The sequence below is a fragment of the Jannaschia pohangensis genome, from assembly GCF_900113875.1.
Classification (GTDB): domain Bacteria; phylum Pseudomonadota; class Alphaproteobacteria; order Rhodobacterales; family Rhodobacteraceae; genus Jannaschia; species Jannaschia pohangensis.
The window spans coordinates 21423-44370 of sequence record NZ_FORA01000001.1; the positions used below are offsets into that span (position 1 = coordinate 21423).

Annotated in this window: 21 protein-coding genes; 12 read left to right on the forward strand and 9 right to left on the reverse strand. The window is 64.4% G+C overall.

Features of this window, described 5'->3' with window-relative positions:
• Window positions 1-43: 43 nt before the first annotated feature.
• Both BM002_RS00100 and BM002_RS00105 read right to left on the reverse strand, forming a co-directional pair.
• Window positions 44-439: a MerR family transcriptional regulator gene (locus BM002_RS00100; protein ID WP_092778506.1), complete on the reverse strand. Its 396-nt coding sequence runs from the start codon at window positions 437-439 to the stop codon at window positions 44-46.
• Window positions 440-714: 275 nt separating this feature from the next.
• A complete protein-coding gene (locus BM002_RS00105; RefSeq protein WP_092775840.1) occupies window positions 715-1092 on the reverse strand; it encodes a MerR family transcriptional regulator in 378 nt (125 codons plus the stop codon).
• Window positions 1093-1194: 102 nt separating this feature from the next.
• Between BM002_RS00105 and BM002_RS00110 the strand changes: the two genes are divergently transcribed.
• The 3 genes from BM002_RS00110 to BM002_RS00120 are packed head-to-tail and all read left to right on the forward strand — an operon-like array spanning window position 1195 to window position 3472.
• Window positions 1195-1647 (forward strand): PaaI family thioesterase, encoded by a 453-nt coding sequence (locus BM002_RS00110; RefSeq protein ID WP_092775843.1) that lies wholly within the window; start codon window positions 1195-1197, stop codon window positions 1645-1647.
• Window positions 1644-2147 (forward strand): PaaI family thioesterase, encoded by a 504-nt coding sequence (locus tag BM002_RS00115; RefSeq protein WP_092775846.1) that lies wholly within the window; start codon window positions 1644-1646, stop codon window positions 2145-2147. Before BM002_RS00110 ends, BM002_RS00115 begins: the two co-directional genes overlap by 4 nt.
• Window positions 2144-3472, forward strand: a complete 1329-nt coding sequence (locus BM002_RS00120) for an MATE family efflux transporter (protein WP_092775849.1) — start codon at window positions 2144-2146, stop codon at window positions 3470-3472. Before BM002_RS00115 ends, BM002_RS00120 begins: the two co-directional genes overlap by 4 nt.
• On the opposite strand, the gene BM002_RS00125 is transcribed toward BM002_RS00120, so the two are convergent.
• Together BM002_RS00125 and BM002_RS00130 are read right to left on the reverse strand one after the other, a co-directional pair.
• Window positions 3469-4521: a quinone-dependent dihydroorotate dehydrogenase gene (locus BM002_RS00125; protein ID WP_092775852.1), complete on the reverse strand. Its 1053-nt coding sequence runs from the start codon at window positions 4519-4521 to the stop codon at window positions 3469-3471. The genes BM002_RS00120 and BM002_RS00125 overlap by 4 nt on opposite strands.
• Window positions 4518-4853: a DUF952 domain-containing protein gene (locus tag BM002_RS00130; protein WP_092778508.1), complete on the reverse strand. Its 336-nt coding sequence runs from the start codon at window positions 4851-4853 to the stop codon at window positions 4518-4520. Before BM002_RS00130 ends, BM002_RS00125 begins: the two co-directional genes overlap by 4 nt.
• A gap of 121 nt (window positions 4854-4974) precedes the next feature.
• Between BM002_RS00130 and BM002_RS00135 the strand changes: the two genes are divergently transcribed.
• The 3 genes from BM002_RS00135 (at window position 4975) to BM002_RS00145 (ending at window position 8510) form a co-directional block, all read left to right on the forward strand.
• Window positions 4975-6537: a bifunctional metallophosphatase/5'-nucleotidase gene (locus BM002_RS00135; RefSeq protein WP_092775854.1), complete on the forward strand. Its 1563-nt coding sequence runs from the start codon at window positions 4975-4977 to the stop codon at window positions 6535-6537.
• Between the two features lie 215 nt (window positions 6538-6752).
• Complete coding sequence (locus BM002_RS00140) at window positions 6753-7838, forward strand: histidine kinase dimerization/phosphoacceptor domain -containing protein (protein ID WP_092775856.1); 1086 nt, start codon at window positions 6753-6755, stop codon at window positions 7836-7838.
• A gap of 9 nt (window positions 7839-7847) precedes the next feature.
• Entirely contained in the window at window positions 7848-8510 is a 663-nt protein-coding gene (locus BM002_RS00145) for an SOS response-associated peptidase (RefSeq protein ID WP_092775858.1), read from the forward strand.
• 229 nt (window positions 8511-8739) lie between these two features.
• Here BM002_RS00145 and thrS read toward each other — a convergent pair whose 3' ends face one another.
• The gene (thrS, locus tag BM002_RS00150) at window positions 8740-10686 is read right to left on the reverse strand and encodes a threonine--tRNA ligase (RefSeq protein WP_092775861.1); all 1947 of its coding nucleotides are present in this window, start codon (window positions 10684-10686) and stop codon (window positions 8740-8742) included.
• A 227-nt stretch (window positions 10687-10913) separates the two neighbouring features.
• Here thrS and BM002_RS00155 point away from each other — a divergent pair, with 227 nt between their 5' ends.
• The 3 genes from BM002_RS00155 to BM002_RS00165 all read left to right on the forward strand — a co-directional run bounded on the left by BM002_RS00155 (window position 10914) and on the right by BM002_RS00165 (window position 14496).
• Entirely contained in the window at window positions 10914-11756 is an 843-nt protein-coding gene (locus tag BM002_RS00155; RefSeq protein WP_175484756.1) for a universal stress protein, read from the forward strand.
• Window positions 11757-11834: 78 nt separating this feature from the next.
• On the forward strand, window positions 11835-13280 hold the full coding sequence (gene guaB / locus BM002_RS00160; protein WP_092775867.1) for an IMP dehydrogenase: 1446 nt from the start codon (window positions 11835-11837) through the stop codon (window positions 13278-13280).
• 46 nt (window positions 13281-13326) lie between these two features.
• Window positions 13327-14496, forward strand: a complete 1170-nt coding sequence (locus BM002_RS00165) for an RsmB/NOP family class I SAM-dependent RNA methyltransferase (protein WP_092775870.1) — start codon at window positions 13327-13329, stop codon at window positions 14494-14496.
• Window positions 14497-14771: 275 nt separating this feature from the next.
• Here BM002_RS00165 and BM002_RS18955 read toward each other — a convergent pair whose 3' ends face one another.
• Complete coding sequence (locus tag BM002_RS18955) at window positions 14772-15089, reverse strand: hypothetical protein (RefSeq protein ID WP_139212194.1); 318 nt, start codon at window positions 15087-15089, stop codon at window positions 14772-14774.
• Between the two features lie 117 nt (window positions 15090-15206).
• Between BM002_RS18955 and BM002_RS19460 the strand changes: the two genes are divergently transcribed.
• Window positions 15207-17291, forward strand: coding sequence for an ATP-binding protein (locus tag BM002_RS19460; RefSeq protein WP_175484757.1), 2085 nt, complete (start codon window positions 15207-15209; stop codon window positions 17289-17291).
• Window positions 17292-17307: 16 nt separating this feature from the next.
• On the opposite strand, the gene BM002_RS00175 is transcribed toward BM002_RS19460, so the two are convergent.
• The gene (locus BM002_RS00175; protein WP_092775873.1) at window positions 17308-17895 is read right to left on the reverse strand and encodes a gamma-glutamyl kinase; all 588 of its coding nucleotides are present in this window, start codon (window positions 17893-17895) and stop codon (window positions 17308-17310) included.
• 177 nt (window positions 17896-18072) lie between these two features.
• Here BM002_RS00175 and recA point away from each other — a divergent pair, with 177 nt between their 5' ends.
• Window positions 18073-19143 carry a recombinase RecA gene (gene recA, locus BM002_RS00180; RefSeq protein ID WP_092775876.1) on the forward strand — a complete coding sequence of 357 codons (1071 nt, stop codon included), beginning with the start codon at window positions 18073-18075 and terminating at the stop codon, window positions 19141-19143.
• Between the two features lie 122 nt (window positions 19144-19265).
• A complete protein-coding gene (alaS, locus tag BM002_RS00185; RefSeq protein WP_092775879.1) occupies window positions 19266-21914 on the forward strand; it encodes an alanine--tRNA ligase in 2649 nt (882 codons plus the stop codon).
• Here the strand turns inward: alaS and BM002_RS00190 are convergent.
• Together BM002_RS00190 and BM002_RS00195 are read right to left on the reverse strand one after the other, a co-directional pair.
• Window positions 21911-22243 carry an SMR family transporter gene (locus tag BM002_RS00190; RefSeq protein ID WP_092778510.1) on the reverse strand — a complete coding sequence of 111 codons (333 nt, stop codon included), beginning with the start codon at window positions 22241-22243 and terminating at the stop codon, window positions 21911-21913. The two genes, alaS and BM002_RS00190, sit on opposite strands and share 4 nt — an antisense overlap.
• On the reverse strand, window positions 22240-22884 hold the full coding sequence (locus tag BM002_RS00195; protein ID WP_092775882.1) for a YitT family protein: 645 nt from the start codon (window positions 22882-22884) through the stop codon (window positions 22240-22242). The genes BM002_RS00190 and BM002_RS00195 overlap by 4 nt, the downstream gene beginning before the upstream one ends.
• Between the last annotated feature and the right edge of the window lie 64 nt (window positions 22885-22948).

A 22948-nucleotide genomic window follows, 5' to 3' on the forward strand; every position in this document is an offset into this window, starting at 1 on the left:
TCGAGTCGAAAGGGGGTGCCTGCACCCCCGGTCTGGTCTTTGGTCAGCCCGCCTTGCGCGGCTGGGCCTGGGCCATCATCTTTTCGCCCCACCGGAGTTGCTCCTCCAGATCGGCGATCGCAGTGTTGAGATCGTCGCGCTCGGCGACCATGGCCGCCAGACGCTCCCGTCCGATCTCATAGGTGCGGGCCAGCTGGGTCAGCTGTCCATCACCAAGGTCGTAGAGGTCCAGAAGCTGGCGGATATCCTCCAGCGAGAACCCGAAACGCTTGCCGCGCAGGATCAGCTTGAGCCGGGCGCGGTCGCGGCGGGTGAACCACCGCTTCTGTCCCTCACGCTGGGGGAACAGCAGTTCTTTCGCCTCGTAGAAGCGAAGGGTCCGGGGTGTTACGCCAAAGGCGTCGCACATTTCACGGATCGTCATCAAAGTCTCAGACATCCTAGTGTCATCCTCGTCCGATTTCATCTTTGGCGCTGGGCCGAAATGCGGACGCTTGCGACACGTTACAAGCGGGGATGACGTTTACGTAACCCAGACGTTGCGTCACTTACAAGTTGACGTAACTTACCGTCACGTAATCCGCCGATGCGCGACATTTTCTTTCCGCGCGGAAACGATCACGGTTTGGTAAACGTATTGTATTTAAGGGGAATTCTACGGAGTTCGCATCACATATGATGCGCGGGCCGACTCGCGCGCCTTTCGGCGGGGGGTCAGCCCTCTTTGCGCAGGTCGCGCTCGACGTTGTCGCGCAGCTGGCGCAGTTCCTCGATGGCTTCCTGCAGGTCACGCTGGCGTTCGCCAAGCTCGCCCAATTGCTTGTTGGCCATCTCGATCCAGGTCTTCATCTGGGTGCGGCCTTCGGGATCGGCGTCATAGAGCTCCAGCCATTGGCGGATTTCCTCGAGCGAGAAACCGAACTTGCGGCCCCGCAGGATAAGGGTCATCCGGGCGATGTCACGCGCATTGTAGAAGCGGGCGCGTCCGTCGCGTTCCGGAGCCAGCAATTCGATGTATTCGTAGTGCCGCAATGTCCGTGGGGTCACGTCGAACCGCGCGCACATTTGTTTGAAATCCAGCCGTTCCGTCATCGCACTCTCTCCCCCCGTGACAGTCTGACACACAGTCGCCGCCGCTGTCCATCGGTCCGGTGCAGGGTTGCGGGGCCGGTCGCTTCGCGGCAAGGCTGCGGCATGACACAGACCAAAAACGATGCCGATGCCCGCGACCGTGCCGCGCGCCAGTTCATTGCCGCCCTTCCGCATTGCCGCGCCCTGTCCATGCAGGTCGAGGCGGTGGCCGAGGGGATGGCCGAAATCTCCATGCCCTGGGCCGAGGCGATCGTGGGTGACCCGCGCACCGGCGTGGTCCACGGTGGCGCGGTTTCGGCGTTGATGGATACGTCGGGCGGGGCGGCGGTGCTGAGTCATCCGACGGCCCCCCTGGGCACCGCGACGATGGACCTGCGCATCGACTACATGCGCGCAGCGACCCCGCACCAGAAGATCACGGCGCGTGCCGTGTGCCACCATGTCACCCGCTCCATCGCCTTCGTGCGGGCCGAGGCCTTTGACGAAGACCGCGACAAGGGGCCGGTCGCGGTCGCGAACGGGGCGTTCACGCTGGACCGGGGGGACAAGCCATGAAGCGGCCCGAACCCATCCAGGTGGTCAAGCAGCGGCGGGACAAGGCGCTGGCCGCCTTGGTCGACGGTGTGCCCTATATCCAGTTCCTCGGGATCACCTTCGACCGGCGCGGGGATGAACTGACCGGGATCCTGCACTACGATGACAAGCTGATCGGCAACCCGATGTTGCCCGCATTGCATGGCGGGGTGACGGCGGCTTTCCTCGAGGTGACGGCCATCGTCACACTCAGCTGGTCGATGCTGTGGGACGATCTGGAGGCGGGGCGGCTGGAGCCGGAGGGGCTGACGCATGAGACGCTGCCGCGCCTGCCCAAGACCATCGATTTCAGTGTCGACTACCTGCGCTCCGGTCTGCCGCGTGACGGCTATGCCCGGGCGCGGATCAACCGCTCGGGGCGACGCTATGCCAGCGTCCATGTCGAAGGCTGGCAGGACAATCGCGAACGTCTGTTTGCGCAGGCGACCGGTCATTTCCTGATGCCGCAGCGCGACGCATGACCGCGACGCCACCGGTGGACCTGTCGCATCGGCGCATTCTGCGGGTGGCGGTTCCGGTGGTTTTGTCGAACGCCACGGTCCCGATCCTGGGGGCGGTCGACACCGGCGTGGTGGGCCAGATGGGGTTGGCCGCGCCGATTGCCGCCGTCGGGGCAGGGGCCATCATCCTGTCTTCGGTCTATTGGATCTTCGGCTTTCTGCGCATGGGGACGACCGGGATGGTGGCGCAGGCCCTGGGTCGCGACGACCGCGCCGAAGTGGTGGCCCTGCTGTCTCGCGCCCTGCTGATCGCTGCGGCGGCGGGGGCCTTTCTCATCGCGTCCCAATGGGCGCTCTTCGCGGGGGCTTTCCGCGTCGCGCCCACCTCGCCCGAAGTCGAGGCGCTGGCGCGCAGCTATATGTCCATCCGCATCTGGTCGTCACCCGCCGCCATCGCGATCTATGGACTGACCGGCTGGCTCATCGCGCAGGAACGGACGGCGGCGGTCCTTGCGGTGCAAATTGGCATGAACGGGGCGAACATCCTGCTGGATCTGTGGTTCGTCCTGGGTCTGGGATGGGGTGTGCCGGGCGTGGCCTGGGCCACGTTGCTGGCCGAATGGAGCGGTCTGGCGCTGGCGGTCTGGTTTTGCCGCGACGCCTTTGTCGGCCCCGCCTGGCGCGCCACGGCACAGGTCTTCGATGTGGAGCGGCTGCGCCGGATGCTGTCGGTCAACGGCGACATCCTGATCCGATCCGTCCTGTTGCAGGCGACGTTCGCGTCGTTCCTTCTGATGGGCGGGCTCTTCGGGACGGTGTCGCTGGCCGCCAATCAGGTGCTGCTTCAGTTCCTCTTCATCACGGCCTATGCGCTCGACGGCTTCGCCTTCGCGGTCGAAGCGCTCGTCGGCCGCTATTTCGGGTCGGGCGACCGCGCGCGCCTGCGCCGGGCGGTGATGATGTGCGGGGGGTGGGGGCTGGCCACGGTGACGGTGCTGGCCCTGGCCTTCGCGCTTTTTGGCGGGTTGCTGGTCGATGTCATGGCCAAGTCGCCCGAGGTCCGGATCGAGGCGCGCAATTTCCTGCCCTGGATGGTGGCCGCGCCGCTGATCGGTGTCGCGGCCTGGATGCTGGACGGCGTGTTCATCGGGGCGACCCGGTCGCGGGACATGCGCAACATGATGATCCTGAGCTTCGGCATCTACCTGGCCGCGTTGGCGCTTCTGGTGCCGCTCTTGGACAACCACGGGCTTTGGGCGGCGCTGATGGTGTCGTTCCTGGCACGGGGCCTGTCGCTTGGCGCGCGCTATCCCGCGCTGGAGCGGGCGGCGGGCACCGAACGCTAGAGCCAGCGGTCCCGGTCGGTCCCCACGGCCTGCGCCACGTTGGCAAAGCCGTCCCGCGCAAGCAGGGTGTCGAGGCCGGTGGCGATGTCACCGGCAAGGCTGATCCCGCCATAGACGAGCGCCGTGTAGAGTTGCACCGCGGACGCGCCCGCACGGATCTTGGCATAGGCCTGTTCGGCCGTGGCCACACCGCCGACCCCGATCAGGGGAACGCGACCGTCGGTCAGGTGCGACAGGCGGGCCAGAACGCGGGTCGATTTCTCGAACAACGGCTGGCCAGACAGCCCGCCCGCCTCGGCCGCGTGGGGGCCGTGCAGGCCGACCCGGTCCAGCGTCGTGTTGGTGGCGATGACGCCGCTGATCCGCATGGTCGTGGCGATCTCGGCGATGTCGGCCAAGGCCGCGTCGTCGAGGTCGGGGGCGATCTTGATGAAGATCGCGACCTCCATCCCGTGCAGGTCACGCACGGCAATCACGCGATCCAGGATGCGGGTCAGCGCTTCCTTGCCCTGCAGATCGCGCAGCTTTTCCGTGTTCGGGCTGCTGACGTTGACGGTCGCGAAGTCGAGGTGGTCGCCGCAGGTCTTGAACACGGCGGCGAAATCCTCGGATCGGTCGGTGCTGTCCTTGTTGGCCCCGAGGTTCAGGCCGATCACCGCGCCGTCGGGCCGGGCGGCCAATCGCGCGGCCATCTCGTCCATGCCGTTGTTGTTGAACCCGAAGCGATTGATCGCGGCGGCATCCTTGGCCAGGCGAAAGAGACGGGGTCTGGGGTTGCCGGGTTGGGCGCGCGGGGTGGTGGCACCCACTTCGAGGAAGCCGAAGGCGGTGCGCGTCAGCGGCCCCAGGGCATCGGCGTTCTTGTCGAAACCGGCGGCCAGCCCGACCGGATTGGGCAGGTTCATCCCGGCGACCGTGGTGCGCAGGCGCGGCGACGTGACGGGCCCCGCCAGCGGGCCGAGGCCCGCCTTGAGCGCCGTCAGTGCCAGCCCATGGGCCCGCTCCGGGTCGATCCGGTGCAGAAGTGCCAGGCCCAGTCGTTCGATCATTCGAGGCCGGCCGGAAATTGATGCGCACCGTCGACCAGCGGCAGCGGCTGCGCCCAGTCCACCTGATCGAGGGTCAGCGCGGCATAGAGGTGCGGAAACCTGTCCCCGCCGCGCGACACTTCCCATTTCAGCGCCTCACCCAGGGGGCCGTCATCCACGCCCAAGAGCCACAGCCCCTCGACCCCGGCGAAGTGCTTCGCCGCCGTCTCGACCACCTGATCGGCGGTGGAGAAGTGGATGTAGCCGTCGCTCAGGTCGATGGGCGCACCCATCGTCCTGCCATCGGAGCGGAGTGCCTGCCATTCGGGCGTCGTGAAAAGCTTGTAGATCATGTCGCCGGGGATGCCCGCGGGAAAACGCGGCGTCAAGCGGGCCGAACCCTGTCATATCGCTTTGACATGCCCGGGCTAGCTGCGCACCATTGCGCCATCCAACCTAGGGGGTTTGACCAAAATGAACCGATTCCTCACCACTTCCGCCGTGCTGGCCCTGACGACGGGCGTCGCACAGGCCGAGTACACACTGAATATCCTGCACATCAACGACCTGCACAGCCGGATCGAATCGATCAACGCTTTCGACAGCACCTGCGACGCCGAGGGCGAAGCTGCCGGCGAATGCTTTGGCGGTGTCGCCCGGCTCAAGACCTATATCGACGGGCGCCGTGCCGCGCTCGAAGGTCAGAACCTTCTGGTGCTCGACGCGGGCGATCAGTTCCAGGGCTCGCTGATGTACACGACCTACAAGGGCGAGGTGGAGGCAGAGATGTCGAACGCCATCGGCTTTGACGTCATGGCCGTGGGCAACCACGAATTCGACGACGGCCCCGAGGCGCTGGCCAAGTTCGCCGACGCCGCCGATGTGCCGATCATTTCGGGCAACATCGACGTCAGCCAATCGAACGTTCTGGCGGGCAAGGTCGACGACCACATCATCCTGGAAGTCGGCGGCGAGCGGATCGGCATCGTATCGGCCTTGGCCACCGACACGCCCGAAACGTCGAGCCCCGGACCGAACGTCATCTTCACCCCCGAGATCGAAGCCATGCAGGCCGACATCGACGCGCTGACCGAGATGGGCGTCAACAAGATCATCGCACTGACCCACCTGGGCGTCGCCGCCGACACGCGGCTGGCCGAGGGCGTGACCGGGCTTGACCTGATCATTGGCGGGCACAGCCACACGCTGTTCTCGAACACCGAGGAAGGGGCCATGGCCTATCCGACGATGGTGAACGGCGTCCCGATCGTGCAGGCCTATGCCTATTCGAAGTACGTGGGCGACATGAAGGTCGTGTTCGACGACGACGGCAACGTGACCTCGGTCGAGGGCGACAGCATCCTGATGGACGCCTCGGTCACGCCGGACGAGGCGATCCTGGCGCGGGTGGCCGAACTGGCCGGTCCCATCGAGGAGTTGAAGGGCACAGTCATCGGTGAGGCGTCCGACGTGATCGAAGGCTCGCGCGAAGTCTGCCGCGCGGTCGAGTGCGCCATGGGCAACCTTGTCGCCGACGCCATGCTGGACCGCGTCGCGGATCAGGGCGTGACCATCGCCATCCAGAACGGCGGCGGTCTGCGCGCCAGCATCGACTCGGGCGAGATCACCATGGGCGAGGTCCTGACGGTCCTGCCGTTCCAGAACACGCTGGCCACCTTCGAGGCGACGGGCGAGACGATCATCGCGGCGCTGGAGAATGGCGTGAGCGAAGTGGCGGACGGCGCGGGCCGCTTCCCGCAGGTCGCGGGCCTGACCTATGCCTTCGACGCGGCCGCGGAGCCGGGCAGCCGGGTCAGCGACGTCATGGTCGGCGGTGAACCCATCGATCCCGCCGCGACCTATGGCGTGGTCACCAACAACTACGTCCGCAACGGCGGCGACGGCTATGCGATGTTCAAGGACGCGGCCAACGCCTATGACTTCGGCCCGGGCCTCGAGGTGGTCGTGGCCGACTACATTGCGGCCCAGGGGGGCACCTACTCGCCCTACACGGACGGGCGTATCACGGTGAAGTAGCCGATGTTCTTGCTATGTCTTATGACATAGCCGCGTAAATCATTGAGGGGGAAGGATTTTCAAAAATCTTTCCCCCTTTTGGTTTTTTAACCCGTGCGGTAGTGATTGGGGGTGGCGGGAGGCGTCAAAAACGATGGACCCTGCGCGAGTTTTTAGTAACGGATCATTTGAACCTGTCGCGGGATGCCCGTGGCCGAGACTTCGGAGACCTGCTCATGCTGGCCCCAACTCCGGTTAACCAACCCGACCGCCTTGCCGCCATCCGGCGCTATGACCTTGGAACGCAATCCCACAAGGGCGCCTTCGACGGGATCGTCGAGCTGGCCGCCCAGATCTGCAATTGCCCGATCGCGCTCGTTTCGATCGTTCATGAAGACGACCAGCGGTTCGAGGCGGTTTGCGGTTTGAACCTGTCGTCCACCGACCTGCCGTCGTCGATCTGTTCCCATGCCATTCTGCAGGAGGACTTGCTGGAAATCTCGGATACACGGCTCGACATGCGGACCATCGACAACCCGCTCGTCGTCGATGAATCGGACCCGATGCTGTTCTATGCCGGGGCGCAGATCCGCACCGCTTCGGGCATCGCGCTCGGGTCACTCTGTGTGCTGGACCGGCGTCCCAGGCGTCTGGGCGATGCCGAACGGCGGGGCCTGCGGATCCTGGCGGATCAGGTGATGCAGCGGCTGGAGCTGCACGACGCGCTGCGTCAGCAGGATGCCATCCGCCGCGAGGGAGACCACCGCGTCAAGAACAACCTGGCAAGCATCGCGGCGTTGACGCGGATGACCGCGCGTTCCGCCAGCCCGGAGGTCAAGGCCGCCCTGCAAGCCGTGGAGCGCCAGATCGACGCCATGTCGGAACTGCACGGCATGCTGCACCGGGCCGAGGCTTCGGAAGCGCCGGTGCAGGTGCAGGATTTCCTGAACGGTATCGCCGGGCGGCTGATGCATCTGGCCCCCGAGGGGGTCGTCGTGGAAAGCCGGATCGACCGGCTGATGGCCGAGGCCGGTCATGCTTCTGCCCTGGGCATGTTGGCCAACGAGATGATCTCGAACGCCTGCAAGCACGCGTTTCCGAACGGCGGACCCGGTCGGATCGTCTTGCAGGGGGTGCAGACGGGCACGCGCTACCGTCTCAGCTGCGATGATGATGGCGGCGGCGGTGCCGTGGTCGGAGAGCCTGGGCTGGGTCGGCGGATCATGGAAGCCTCGGCCCTGCAGGTCGGGGGCAACCTCGAGTTCGCCTGCCGTGATGACGGATGCCATGTCGCAGTGGAATTTGCCGTCCCGTCGATCTAGACCGGCGACATGTGTGGACGCTATGCCCTGACACTGCCCCATGACGCGATGGTCCATGTCTTCGGTGCCGTCCCGTCCAACGATTTGCCCGATGTGCCGAACTGGAACATCTGCCCGACGGTGCAGGTGCCGGTCGTGACGGCGGGCCGCAGGCTGGTGTCGATGCGGTGGGGGTTCGTGCCGCAGTGGTACAAGACCCCGACGGATGGCCCGCTTCTGATCAACGCGCGGGCCGAGACAATTGCCGAGAAGCCGGCGTTCCGCGCCGCCTGTCGCGAACGCCGCTGCCTGATCCCGGCGACCGGCTTTTATGAATGGACGAAGGACGAGGGCGGCAACCGGCTGCCGTGGTATTTCGCCCCGACGGACGCCGATCTGTTGGTCTTTGCGGGTATCTGGCAGGAGTGGGGGCCGGACGCGATGTCGACCTGCGCCATCGTGAGTTGCGCGGCGGGGCCGACCATGTCCGAAATCCATCACCGGGAGCCTGTGACACTGGCCCCTGAAGATTGGGGCCTGTGGTTGGGCGAGGACGGGAAGGGCGCAGCGCCCCTGATGCGCGCCGCGCCAGACGGGCGGATGCATCGGCACCGCGTCAGCCGCGCCGTCAATTCCAACCGCGCGACCGGGCCGGAGCTTATCGAGCCACTGATCGACGACGCGGATATCTGAAACCTTGGCCCGAAAGTGGAGCGACCCGCGTGAAACACGCGGGCCGACCAGTCTTTAGGGAGAGAGAGACTGACGACCGGCCCGGGGGATCGCTAAGGGGGGAGGATATTGATCAACCCCGAACCAGTTCGTCGTCTTGAGATCAAGATGCCGTCCGAATGTGGCGCGATTTGGGCAAACATGGGGTCATGTCGGGACAATCGCGTGTCTTGGCCGGATTGTTTCCGCTTCAGCGCAGGTCGGGCGGCATCGCTTCCAACCCGAGATCGCGGGTCACATCACCAAGGGGCAGGACATTCGTCGCCTTCTCGCCCAGACGGCGCAGGGTGACGGTGCGGTCCTCCACCTCCTGCTTGCCAATGGCCAGGATGACGGGAACCTTGCCCAGGGAATGTTCGCGCACCTTGTAGTTGATCTTCTCGTTGCGGATATCCGCTTCGGCCCGGACACCTGCCTTGACCAGCGCTGCCACGACTTCGCCGACGTAGTCATCCGCGTCCGACACGATGGAGGCGACAACGACCTGCCGTGGGGCCAGCCAGAAGGGCAGCTTGCCCGCATGTTCCTCGATCAGGATGCCGATGAAGCGCTCGAACGATCCAAGCGTCGCGCGGTGCAGCATGACGGGGCGATGCCGGTCGCCATCCTCGCCAATATAGCTCGCGTCCAGCCGTTCGGGCAGCACGAAGTCGACCTGATGGGTGCCGCATTGCCAATCGCGGCCGATGGCGTCGGTCAGCACGAATTCCAGTTTCGGGCCATAGAAGGCGCCTTCGCCGGGATTCACTTCGGGGTCGATCCCGGCAGCGCGGGTGGCCGACAGCAACGCCGCTTCGGCCTTGTCCCAGACCTCGTCGGAGCCGGAACGCACCTCCGGACGGGTGGAGAATTTCACCTTGAAATCGGTGAACCCGAGGTCGCGGTACATGGACGACAGGAAGTCGATGTAGATGCGCGTCTCGCTTTCGATCTGGTCCTCGCGGCAGAAGATGTGCCCATCGTCCTGCGTGAAGCCGCGCACTCGCATGATGCCGTGGAGCGCGCCCGAAGGCTCATACCGCGCGCAGGAACCGAATTCGGCCATGCGCAGCGGCAGGTCGCGATAGGATTTCAGGCCCTGGTTGAAGATCTGCACATGGCAGGGGCAATTCATCGGCTTGAGCGCGTTCACGGCCTTTTCGCGGGCATGTTCCTCGTCCACTTCGACGATGAACATGTTTTCCTGATACTTCTCCCAGTGGCCGGACGCGATCCAGAGCTTGCGGTCCACGACCTGCGGCGTGTTAACCTCCACATAGCCGCCGGCCCGCTGCTTGCGGCGCACGAAATCCTGCAAGGTGGTATAGATCGTCCAGCCGTTCGGGTGCCAGAACACCTGACCGGGGGCCTCCTCCTGCATGTGATAGAGATCCATCTCGCGGCCAAGGCGACGGTGGTCGCGGGCTTCGGCCTCCTCCAGGAACTGCTGGTGCTTCTTGAGGTCTTCGCGGTTGCGGAAGGCCACGCCATAGATGCGCTGCAACTGCGGCCGCGTGTTGTCGCCCAGCCAGTAGGCCGAAGAGACGCGGGTCAGTTTGAAGGCGTCCGCCGGGATCTGGCCCGTATGTTGCAGATGCGGACCCCGGCAGAGATCCTGCCAATGCCCATGCCAATACATCCGGATCGGCTCATCCCCCGGAATGCGGTCGAGCAGCTCGACCTTGTAGGGCTCGCCCGTGTCGACATAGTGCTGGCGCGCCTTGTCGCGGGGCCAGACTTCGGTGCGCACGGGGTCGCGGGCATTGATGATCTTCTTCATCTCCGCCTCGATCGCGCCCAGGTCGTCGGGCGTGAACGGCTCCTCGCGGTCGAAGTCATAGAACCAGCCGAAGTCGCGCACCGGGCCGATGGTGACCTTCACATCGGGCCAGATCGCCTGCACGGCGCGGGCCATGACGTGGGCCAGGTCGTGACGGATCAGCTCCAGCGCCGGGGCCTCGTCCTGCATGGTGTTGATCGCGATGGCGGCATCGGCCTCGATGGGCCAGGCAAGGTCGAAATGCGCGCCATTCACGGTCGCCGAAATCGCCTTCTTCGACAGCGACTTGGAAATGTCGGCGGCCACTTCGCCTGCGGTGATGCCGGCGGGCACGTCGCGCGTATTGCCATCGGGAAAGGTGAGGGTGATCTGGGACAAGGCCTGTCCTCCGTCGTTTTGGCGCCTACGAAACGCCCGGTTGCGGGTATATATGCGCGCCTTTTGGCCGGACGGGGATGGTTTGGCAAGTCGGACGTCGCGCCGCCGCCGTCCGATGGAGGGCGATCACGGAACCCGAGGGCATTTCAAGACGGTTTGATCCCGGTCAAGGCGACCGCCTGACGGGTCTGCACAGGATGGGCGCAACCCAGACAGGAGGACGCCAGATGGGACCGATCATCGCTGCCACGGACCTGAGCCCCCGTTCCGACATCGCGCTTCACCGCGCCGCACAGATCGCCCGCGCGACCGGCGCGCCGTTGCAGATCGTCCATATCCTGGACGACGAAATGCCCGCCGCCGTGCTGAACGATCAGGCCGAGGTGCTGGATCATTCGCTGCGCACCATTGTCGCGGCGATGGACGACGTGGCGAGCCTTTCGCCGCAGATCGACGTGGAGGTGGGACATGTGGCGCGCCTTCTGCCCAAGATCGCGACGGATCGGGGCGCGTCGCTGATCGTTCTGGGGTCGCATCGGGGGCGCGGTCTTGCCGACCTCTTCGGATCGCCCACGCTGTCGCGGGTGATGGGCGCGGTGGGAGTCCCGATCCTGGTGGCCGTGACGGAACCCGTGATGCCCTGGAAGAAGGCCATCGTCGGGTGGGATTTCTCGCCCGCCGCTGAGGCGGCGGCCCGGCTGGCCGTATCCCTCGCACCGGATGTGACCCTGTCATTGCTCCATGCCTGGGCGGACCCCGGCTTGGCCGGACCCTATGCCTTCGAGATGGGCGGCGTCGCCTCGGGGCAGACCATGCAACAGCTGAAAGGCAGCCTTGAGGAGGCGTCCAAGGCGCTTGGACATGCACCCGATGTGGACGGCATCCCCCATGACGCCCTTGTCGGCAATCCGGCCGAAGTGATCCTGCGCCAGGCGCGGGCCGAGCGCCCCGACGTGCTGGTGATCGGGCGACACGCGCGGTCGGGCATCGTGCGCGTCCTGATGGGGGACACGGCGGCGCGCGCGGCGCTTCATGCGCCCTGCGACGTGTTGATCGCGCCGCCCGACTGACGGATGGCGGGGGTTGCCCTCGGGACGGGGCCGTGAAACAGGAAATCGCCAACCGATGCCATGTTCCGGAGAGACCCGATGGAGATTCGCGAGGCCCTGACCTTCGATGACGTTTTGCTTGTTCCCGCCGAAAGCCGCGTCCTGCCCGGCACGGCGGACACGCGCACCCGGGTCACGAAATCGATCGCCCTCAACATCCCGCTGCTCAGTTCCGCCATGGACACAGTGACCGAGGCGCGCATGGCCATCGCCATGGCGCAGGCGGGCGGGATGGGTGTCATTCACCGCAACCTCGACCTCGATGCGCAGCAGAAAGAAGTGCGCCGCGTCAAACGGTTCGAGAGCGGGATCGTCTATAACCCCGTCACCCTGCGCCCCGATCAGACGCTGGCCGACGCCAAGGAATTGCAGGACCGCTACCGCGTCACCGGCTTTCCGGTCACCGACAATCAGGGCCGCGTTCTGGGCATCGTGACCAATCGCGACATGCGGTTCGCCAGCGACGATTCCACCCCCGTGTCGGCCATGATGACGGGCGACAACCTCGCCATCCTGCGCGAGCCGGTGGACCTGGGCGAAGCCAAGTCGATGATGCAGGCGCGCCGGATCGAAAAGCTGCTGGTGGTGAATGCCAAGGGTCACCTGACCGGCCTTCTGACCATCAAGGATATCGAGCAGGCGGTGCTGAACCCCCAAGCCTGCAAGGATGCCCTGGGTCGCCTGCGCGTAGCCGCCGCAACCACGGTGGGCGACGCCGGGTTCGAGCGGTCCGAGGCCCTGATCGACGCGGGCGTCGACCTGATCGTGGTGGACACGGCCCATGGCCATTCCGAAGGCGTCGGCATCGCCGTCGACCGTATCAAGCGGTTGTCCAACGATGTGCAGGTCATGGCCGGCAACGTCGCCACCGCCGAAGGGACCCGCGCGCTGATCGCCTCGGGGGCGGATGCGGTGAAGGTCGGGATCGGCCCGGGTTCCATCTGCACCACAAGGATCGTCGCGGGCGTGGGTGTGCCGCAACTGACCGCCATCATGGATGCGGCCGGCGCGGCGGGCGATGTCCCTGTCATCGCCGATGGCGGCATAAAGTTTTCGGGCGATTTCGCCAAGGCCATCGCGGCGGGCGCGTCCTGCGCCATGGTCGGCTCGATGATTGCCGGAACCGACGAAAGCCCCGGCGAAGTGATCCTCTATCAGGGCCGTTCCTTCAAATCCTATCGCGGGATGGGGTCGCTTGGTGCCATGGCGCGCGGGTCGGCGGATCGCTATTTCCAGAAGGACGCCGCCTCCGACAAGCTGGTTCCCGAGGGGATCGAGGGGCAGGTGCCTTACAAGGGTTCCGCCGGTGCCGTGGTGCATCAGCTCGTCGGCGGTTTGCGGGCGGCCATGGGCTATACCGGTTGTGCCACCATCGACGAGATGCGCCGCAACTGCGGCTTCGTGAAGATCACCGGGGCAGGCCTCAAGGAAAGCCACGTCCACGACGTGCAGATCACCCGCGAAAGCCCCAACTACCGCAGTTGACGCCCGGGATGGCGCGTCTTCCGTATCCCCAATCGAAGGTTCGCTCATGACCCCCGGCGCCCGGCTGCAGGCCGCAATCGAAATCCTGGAGCCGATCCTCGCGGGGCAGGCGGCCGAGCGTGAGCTGACCACCTGGGCGCGCGGCCACCGTTTTGCGGGGTCCGGGGATCGGGCGGCGATCCGGGACCACGTCTTCGATGCTCTGCGACGTCTGCGGTCCGCCGCCTGGGCGGGCGGCTGCGGGGATGTGCCGCTGGACCGGATGGAAGCACGGCGCGTCATCGCCGGTCTGATCATGCAGCAGGGGGCCGATGTCGCCACGCTCTTCAACGGGCAAGGCTACGGCCCCGAGCCGATCGACCTCGCCGATCCCGGACCTGTCCCCGCGGCGGTCGCGGCAGATGTGCCCGACTGGATGCAGCCGCTTTTCCGCGACAGTCTGGACGCCGAAGCCGAAACCGTCATGGCCAGCCTGCGCGACCGCGCCGCTGTGTTCTTGCGCGTAAACCTGGCCCGCACGTCGCGCGATTCCGTGCTGAAGGAACTGGAAACGCTCGGCCATGCCGCCGACCCGAGCGATGTGGCCAACACCGCGATCCGCCTGCGTGGTGCGCCCCGGGGCCTGACGCAGACACCGCTGTTTGCGGATGGCCTTGTCGAGCTTCAGGACGCCGGGTCGCAGGCGCTGGTGGCCCGGCTGCCTTGTCGCGCGGGCGCGCGGGTTCTTGACCTTTGCGCCGGGGGCGGCGGCAAAGCATTGGCCCTCGCCGACCGTGGTTGCGTGGTGTCGGCCCATGACATCGACGCCGACCGCATGGCCGATCTGCCCGTCCGCGCGGCCCGCGCCGGACAGACCATCGATTGCCTTACGGATCCCGCGGCCAGCTCTCCCTTCGACGGAGTCGTTGCGGACGTGCCCTGCAGCGGGTCGGGCAGTTGGCGGCGCGCGCCCGAGGCCAAGTGGCGCCTGACCCCCGCACGGCTGGCCGAACTGCACGAATTGCAATCCACCATCTTGGCCCGCGCCGAACGGCTGACCGTTCCGGGTGGCTGGATCGGCTATATGACCTGCTCGGTTTTCGCCGCCGAGAATGCCGGTGTGGTTGATGCGATGCTGGCGTGCCGCCCGGATCTGACGCTGGAGTCGCGCGTCGATCTTCGCCCCGGACCGGATCACGACGGTTTCCACCTGAGCGTTTTGCGCAAGAACGCCTAGGGGATTTTGGTTTTCGTGCTACCTTCGGCGGACCGTTAAGAGGGAATTAAGACTTGGGGTCGATACAGGAAGGGACTGATTCTGCGGCCAAGGGGCACGATGCATTTGCCCAGGGGAGAAATGATTTGAGCGGCATGACTGCGACTCTGCGCCGCCTTCGGACGGGCTCTCTTGTCCTTTTGCTGGTGGGCATCATTGCGGGCATCGTCGCCCTCGCCACCGCACAGGGGACAACCCGAGTCTTTCTGCTGATCGCCGCAGGGGGCATGATCGGCCTAGTCGTCCTGCTGCAGGGCTATGCCATTCTTGCCGAGCGTGTTGCGCGCAAGAAGCTCCGGATCGTGATGGAATTTCTCGAACACGACAGCGCGCCCGGCTTCTGCACTGATGAAGATGGCGCCATCTTCGCCCAGAACCTCTCTGCCATAGACCGCTTCGGTGCCAAGCACGGCGAGACGATGACCCGCACGCTGGAGCCGCTGTTCGCCAACCCCGATTCCGTCGTCCATCGCCTGCGCTCTGCCGCCCTCGGCCGCACCTCCGCCCGCGAAGACGTCGTAACCCGTCGCGGCCATGTCCGGGTTGCGGTGCATCGCGTGCCGGGCGGCTTCCTGTGGCGGCTCGAGGATCTGGCCGACCGCCCGCAGCGGACGTCCGACGGTGTCGGCCTGCCGATCCTGACGTTCGGGCCCTCGGGCACGGTTCTCTACATGAACGAGGTGCTTCGCGGTTTGATCGGACGGCGGGTCAAACGCCTGCGCGACGTGTTTGAATCGGTGCCGCTGCGCAATGGTCGGCTGAATCGCCTTCTCTCGAAGGAAGGGTCGCAGACCGTCCGGACCGTCTTGTCCGAGCCGGTGAACGGGCGACAGGAGGTCTTCGTTCTGCCGGGTGGCGAAGCGATCGAGGGCCAGGTCGACCTCGATTCCCTGCCGGTCGCGATGTTGCGCCTGGATTCCGAGGGGCGTGTGGTTTTCGCCAACCACCTTGCCCAGGATCTGCTGCCCGCTTGCAGCAACACACAGGAACCGCGCCTTGCCGCCATGGTCGAGGGGCTTGGGCGCAGTGTTCGCGAGTGGGTGGGAGAGGCTGCCGCCGGGCGCGGGCTCTATCGCCCCGAGACGGTTCGCATGACGGGGGCCGAAACCGAGACGTATTTGCAGATCACGCTCGGGCGGCCCCTGCAGGACGGCGAAGGCGGTCTGCTGGCCGTACTCAATGATGCCACCGAACTGAAAACGCTCGAGGCACAATTCGTCCAAAGCCAGAAGATGCAGGCCATCGGCCAACTGGCAGGCGGGGTTGCCCATGACTTCAACAACCTGCTGACCGCGATTTCGGGCCACTGCGACCTTATGCTGCTCAGACATGCTGAAGGGGACGAGGATTACGCCGATCTCATGCAGGTGACGCAGAATGCGAACCGTGCGGCGGCGTTGGTCGGCCAGTTGCTCGCGTTCTCGCGCAAGCAAACGCTCGAAATGCAGCCGATCAATCTGCGTGAAACCCTCGGCGATCTGGCGCATCTGTTGAACCGGCTGGTTGGCGAACGGGTCACGCTGCGCCTTGAACATGATCCGGCCCTGCTTCCGATCCGTGGGGATCGTCGGCAACTCGAACAGGTTTTGATGAACCTTGTCGTCAATGCGCGCGATGCGATGCCCGATGGTGGCGAAATCCGTATCCAGACCGAATGTCGCTTTCTGGAACAGCCGCTGTTGCGCGACCGCGTGAATGTGCCCGTCGGACAATATGTCGTCCTTCAGGTCAGCGATCAGGGCAGCGGAATCAGCCCCGACAACCTGGCGCGCATATTCGAGCCGTTTTTCACCACCAAGCGGCCGGGCGAGGGTACCGGGCTCGGGCTTTCGATGGCCTATGGCATCATCAAGCAGTCCGGCGGCTATATCTTTGCCGACAGTCGCATCGGGCAGGGCACGGTATTCAGCTTGTTCTTTCCGGCGATGTCCGGCGAGCAACCCCAGGTCGCCGGTGCGGCCGCCGAAGTCGAAGTCGAACAGGTCGAACACATACTCGCGAACCCTGAAGCTGATATTCCCGCAGAGCAGATAATCGAAGTCGATGCCGAAGAATTTGCTTACGAAGAGGATTGTGACGTCGCGGAATTGGAGGCTTATGAAATTGAGGGCTCGCCCGTGGACGAAGATGCTGGCCAGGTAGCGGATGAGCACTCGCTTGAGACCCTGCTGAACGGGGTGCTCAACAAGGCCTGGAACGATGCCGACCCGGACCCTGCAGAGCCTGCGCAGGAAGAAATCCTTCTTTCGGCAGAGGCAGAAGGCGTCTCAGGGACCGAAGATCTGGCAGTGACAGAGATCGTTTCTCCGCCAGTGGTCACGGCATCTGCCGATATTGCGCCGACGCCGCCAGTGCAGTCAGCCCCGGATACGGCCTTTGGGCCCGACCCATCGCGTCCGGTCGTTCTGCTTGTCGAGGATGAGGCGCCGGTACGGGCGTTTGCGTCGCGCGCCCTTCGCCTGCGTGGTTACAATGTTCTTGAGGCCGATTGTGCCGAAGCCGCCCTCGACCGGCTCGCTGACCAGGAACTTGCCGTCGATCTTTTCGTGACCGACGTCATGATGCCAGGTCTGGACGGGCCCTCGTGGGTCCGTGAAGCGATGAAGGCCCGGCCTGATGTGCGAACGGTTTTCATGTCCGGCTACACGCAGGATGCCCTGTCTGAGACGAGCGTACCGATCCCCAATGCGATGTTTCTGGCCAAACCGTTCTCACTCGCCGACCTGACGCGCACGGTCGAACGGGCGCTGTCATGATGGCGATGGAACAGGCCTAAGCCTGTCTTGTCAGCGTTTTCCACAGGGCGAAATCGGCGGCGGCCTGCTTCTCGAGGCGGCTCCGCATTTTTTCCGAAAGCGTCAGTTCAATGACCGGCGATACGTTCAAACGCGGCAAGTCTATGCTGCGTCCCAAGCGATCCTGAAGAAATCCCAAAAGATCCTCAGGCCTATCGTAACGGAAAAGGTAATCGACTCCTCCCTCAAGGAATTGTGCCTGCGATCCCACGCGCGCGAATTCCGGCGGCTTCGCGGAAAGATAGGCGTCGATGAACTCGTCAAAGCTGACCTTGGCCGTGGAATTCGGATGACCGTCGAGCTGCGGGCGACCGCGATACCGATACCAACTTCCGAGCCAGGAGATCGGCTCTCGCATGACGGCGCAGAGAGCGAGCGGACGCTTGCCCTTTTGCTCAAAGAACCCCGAAAGCTCCCTTCGGAATTTGCGGACGGTGCAATGTTTCAACCCGGGCGGATTGAGAATAGCGGCATCAGCAAAAGGCGTCAGCGCCTGTTCCAGAGCTGTCGTGCCAGTCTTCGGTACCGCGAGAATTGCGAGCTGCTCCTTCCAGAAAATCAGCATGGATCGGTTTCGCCTCGCTTGCGGTAACGGATATTTAACCTTGAGGCAGCATCATCGTTGCAAGTCGAAAAGACTTGCAAATGTTCCGCGTCTGTTCCATTTGGGTGAGTAGGAACAAGACGAGAACGCAAACCAACGTTGCCGCTTTGATGGCAGCATGCAACAAGGGCGCAAATCATGGCAACGGCGAACTTACTCGATATGGGCGAAAAACGCAGCGCGGACAAACAGAAGGCCCTCGATAGCGCCTTGGCGCAGATCGAACGGCAATTCGGCAAGGGCTCGATCATGAAGTTGGGCGGCCAGAACCAGCTGCCCGAGATCGAGGCGACTTCGACCGGGTCGCTTGGCCTCGATATCGCGCTTGGCATCGGCGGCCTTCCCAAGGGCCGGATCATCGAGATTTACGGACCGGAAAGTTCGGGCAAGACGACCCTGACGCTCCATGCGATTGCGGAAGAGCAGAAGAAGGGCGGTGTCTGCGCGTTTGTCGACGCCGAACATGCATTCGACCCGCAATACGCCAAGAAGCTTGGCGTGAATCTCGACGAGTTGCTGATTTCCCAGCCCGATACGGGCGAGCAGGCGCTGGAGATCACGGATACGCTGGTCCGCTCGGGCGCGGTCAGCATGGTGGTCGTCGATTCTGTTGCGGCCCTGACACCCAAGTCGGAACTCGAAGGCGATATGGGCGACAGTTCGGTCGGCGTTCACGCCCGACTGATGAGCCAGGCGATGCGCAAGCTGACGGGATCGATTTCCCGATCGAATTGCATGGTGATTTTCATCAACCAGATCCGGATGAAGATCGGCGTGATGTTTGGCTCGCCAGAGACGACGACCGGTGGCAACGCCTTGAAGTTCTATGCTTCCGTCCGTCTCGACATTCGTCGAATCGGCTCGATCAAGGACCGGGATGAAGTTGTCGGGAACCTGACAAAAGTGAAGGTGGTCAAGAACAAGGTCGCCCCGCCATTCAAGCAGGTCGAATTCGACATCATGTATGGCGAGGGCATCTCCAAGACGGGCGAGTTGCTCGACCTGGGCGTCAAGGGCGGTGTCGTGGAGAAGTCGGGAGCCTGGTATTCCTACGGCGACGAACGGATCGGGCAGGGACGCGAGAATTCGAAACAATTTCTCAAGGACAACCCGGCGATCGCGGATGAAATCGAAGACAAGATCAGGGCGGCCCATGGTCTCGATTTCGATATGAAACACGACGAGCGAGACGACGTCATCGACGACTGAACTCCGGGCCTGATCAAGCAGTGCCGGAAACCGGGGGCCGCGTGCAAACGTCGGCCCCTTTTGCTTGTCCAGACCTCGGCGTGGGGATAGGACAAGCGCGCATGTGAGCAGAGGGATGACCCATGGCCGGCCTGAATGATATTCGTACGAAGTTTCTGGAGTACTTCGCCCGCAATGGACATGCAAAGGTGGAGTCGAGCCCGCTCGTCCCCCGCAATGACCCGACCCTGATGTTCACGAATTCGGGCATGGTTCAGTTCAAGAACGTCTTCACCGGTGTGGAGCATCGTGATTACAACCGCGCAACCACCTCGCAGAAATGCGTGCGAGCCGGGGGCAAGCACAACGATCTGGACAATGTCGGTTATACCGCACGCCACCATACCTTTTTCGAAATGTTGGGAAACTTCAGCTTTGGGGATTACTTCAAAGCCGATGCGATTCCCTTTGCCTGGGAGCTGATCACCAAGGAATTCGGGATCGATCCGAAGCGGCTTCTGGTCACCGTTTACCATACCGACGATGAGGCGGCCGCGATCTGGAAGAAGGTGGCGGGTCTGTCCGACGACCGGATCATCCGCATTCCGACGAATGACAATTTCTGGATGATGGGCCCGACCGGACCCTGCGGACCCTGCACCGAGATTTTCTATGATCACGGCGACCATATTCCCGGCGGACCCCCGGGAAGTCCGGATGAAGACGGCGACCGGTTCATCGAGATCTGGAACCTGGTCTTCATGCAATATGAGCAGTTCGAGGATGGGACGCGGCGCGACCTGGCTGCCCAAAGTATTGACACCGGCATGGGGCTGGAACGGGTCGGCGCGCTTCTGCAGGGCAAGCATGACAATTACGACACCGACCTGATGCGTGCGTTGATCGAGGCGAGTGCCCACGCGACGTCGACCGAACCCGATGGGCCGGACAATATCCACCACCGCGTGATCGCCGACCACCTGCGGTCGACCTCCTTCCTGATCGCGGATGGGGTGATGCCGTCCAATGAGGGGCGCGGCTATGTCCTGCGCCGGATCATGCGGCGGGCGATGCGTCACGCCCATCAGGCGGGCGCGAAGGATACGGTGATGCACCGCCTTGTCCCCGCGCTGGTGACCCAGATGGGGCAGCATTATCCAGAGCTGGTCCGGGCCAAGTCCTTGATCGAAGAGACTTTGCGGGGCGAGGAAGAGCGGTTCCGCACGACGCTGGACCGCGGGTTGCGCCTGCTTGAGGACGAGGTCAGCAAGCTTCCCGATGGTGGCGTTCTGGGGGGGGAGGCTGCGTTCAAACTCTATGACACATATGGATTTCCGCTGGATCTGACGCAGGATGCGCTGCGCGAAAAGGGGCTGAAGGTCGACACGGAGGGGTTCGATGCCTCCATGGCCGAGCAGAAGGCCCGGGCGCGTGCGGCCTGGGCCGGGTCGGGGGAGCAGGCGGATGCTGCCATCTGGTTCGATCTTGCGGACCGGTTCGGAACCACCGAATTCCTGGGCTACGATACCGAAACCGCCGAAGGTCAGATCCTTGCACTCGTGTCGGATGGCGCCGAAACGCCGTCGGCCAAAGCCGGGCAAACGGTGGCGATCGTGGTTAACCAGACGCCATTCTACGCGGAAAGCGGCGGTCAGGTCGGCGATACCGGAACGATCCGGACCGAAGGTGGACGCGCGCGGATCACCGACACCCGCAAATCGGCGGGCGTCTTCATGCATGTGGCCACGGTCGAAGAGGGCGAAATCGCACCGGGGCAAACCGCAGAGTTGAATGTCGATCACGCTCGCCGTTCCGCGATCCGGGCCAACCATTCCGCCACCCATCTGCTGCACGAAGCATTGCGGGGGGCTTTGGGCGATCATGTCGCGCAGCGCGGCTCGCTCAATGCGCCCGACCGTCTCCGTTTCGATTTCAGTCATGGCCATGCGGTCACGGTCGAACAATTGGCGCAGGTCGAAGCCGAGGTGAACGGGTTCATCCGCCAGAATACGCCGGTGACCACCCGTATCATGGAGCCGGACGCCGCGCGCGACCTGGGGGCGCAGGCGCTATTTGGCGAAAAATACGGTGACGAGGTTCGGGTTGTCTCGATGGGTCAGCAGGCCGGATCGGGGAAGGGTGCGGACAAGCGGACCTATTCGATCGAACTCTGCGGCGGCACCCATGTCGGAAATACCGGCGAGATCGGCGCCTTCGTGACCTTGGGCGATCAGGCGTCAAGCGCGGGCGTTCGCCGGATCGAGGCGCTGACCGGACAGGCGGCGATGGACTTCCTGCGTGCGCAGGATCGTCGCGTCTCCGAGCTTGCCAATATCTTCAAGGTTCAGCCCGAGGAGGTGGGCGACCGCGTCCGCGCCCTCATGGACGAGCGGAAGGCGTTGCAGGCCGAAGTTGCGGACCTTCGCCGTGAACTGGCCATGGGGTCGGGGGCGGAAGCGCAGGAAATCAACGGGATGAAGGCCGTTCTTCAAGTACTATCCGGTGTTTCCGGCAAGGATCTCGGCCCGATGATCGACGCACAGAAACAGGCGCTAGGCTCCGGCGTCATCGTCTTTGTGGCAGACACAGGCGGAAAGCCCGCCGTCGCGGCCGGAGTTACCAAGGACCTGACCGACAAGGTCTCTGCCGTCGATCTGGTCAAGGCCGCGGTCGAAGCGCTTGGCGGTCGGGGTGGCGGCGGTCGTCCCGAGATGGCTCAGGGTGGCGGGGCGGATATCGCGCAGGCGGACGCCGCACTGGAGGCCGTGCGGGCGGTGATCGCGGGCGCCTAGTGCCCCGTGGTCCGCGAAAAGACCTGCATCACGACGATCCCGGTCACGATCAGCGCCATGCCGATCACCGCCGGTACGTCGAGCTTTTGTCCAAAGGCGATCCAGCCGATGCTGGCGATCAGGACGATTCCGAGGCCGGACCAGATGGCATAGGTCACCCCGACCGGGATCGTGCGCAGAACCTGTGACAGCAGGACAAGTGCGACCAGAAAGCAGCTGGCCGCGATGACCGATGGCCAGAACCGTGTGAACCCTTCGGACAGCTTCAGGGCCGATGTTCCGATGGTTTCGGCCACGATTGCGAAGAACAGGTAAATCCAGTGCATCAGCGCCCCACGTAGCGGTCGCGCCGATGATTGACGGCGATGATCAGGTTGACGATCACCGCCCCCAGGACCGAAGCCGCCACCGCAGGCAGGGGCAGCAGCGCCAGCGCGACGGCAAAGAGGACCGCATCGAACGCCAGTTGAACCCAGCCCGCCCGGATGCCGAACGCCTCCTGCACCCAAAGCGCCAGGATGCCGATGCCGCCGAGCGATGCACCGTGCCGGAACAGAACGATCAACCCCATGCCGATGACCGCACCCGACAGGGCCGAGGCGGCCCATGGGTTCAGTGTCTGGAACGTCACGACCTCGGGCATGACCCGCGACAGGACCGACACCATCGTGACGGCGATGGCGGTTTTCACGACAAAGCCCGGGCCCATCCGCAGCCAGCCAAGCACATAGAACGGCAGGTTCACCAGAAAGAACCAGACCCCGAAAGACCAGTCGGTCGCATAGGACAGGATCACGCCGAGTCCCGCGGTCTGCCCGGTAACAAGCCCCGCCGCAGTCAAGAACTGCACCCCGAGCGCGCAAAGCGTTGTGCCCAGCAGGAACGCCTGCGAGTCTTCCAGCAGACTGTGACGGAGCGGCGACGGGCGGTGCGGTTCGCGGCTGTCGGACGGGGGCAGGGAGCGTGTCATCCCCGTGACCTATTGCCGGGCGGAACACCTGTCCAGCGACGCAAACGGAAAAAGGGCGCAGCCG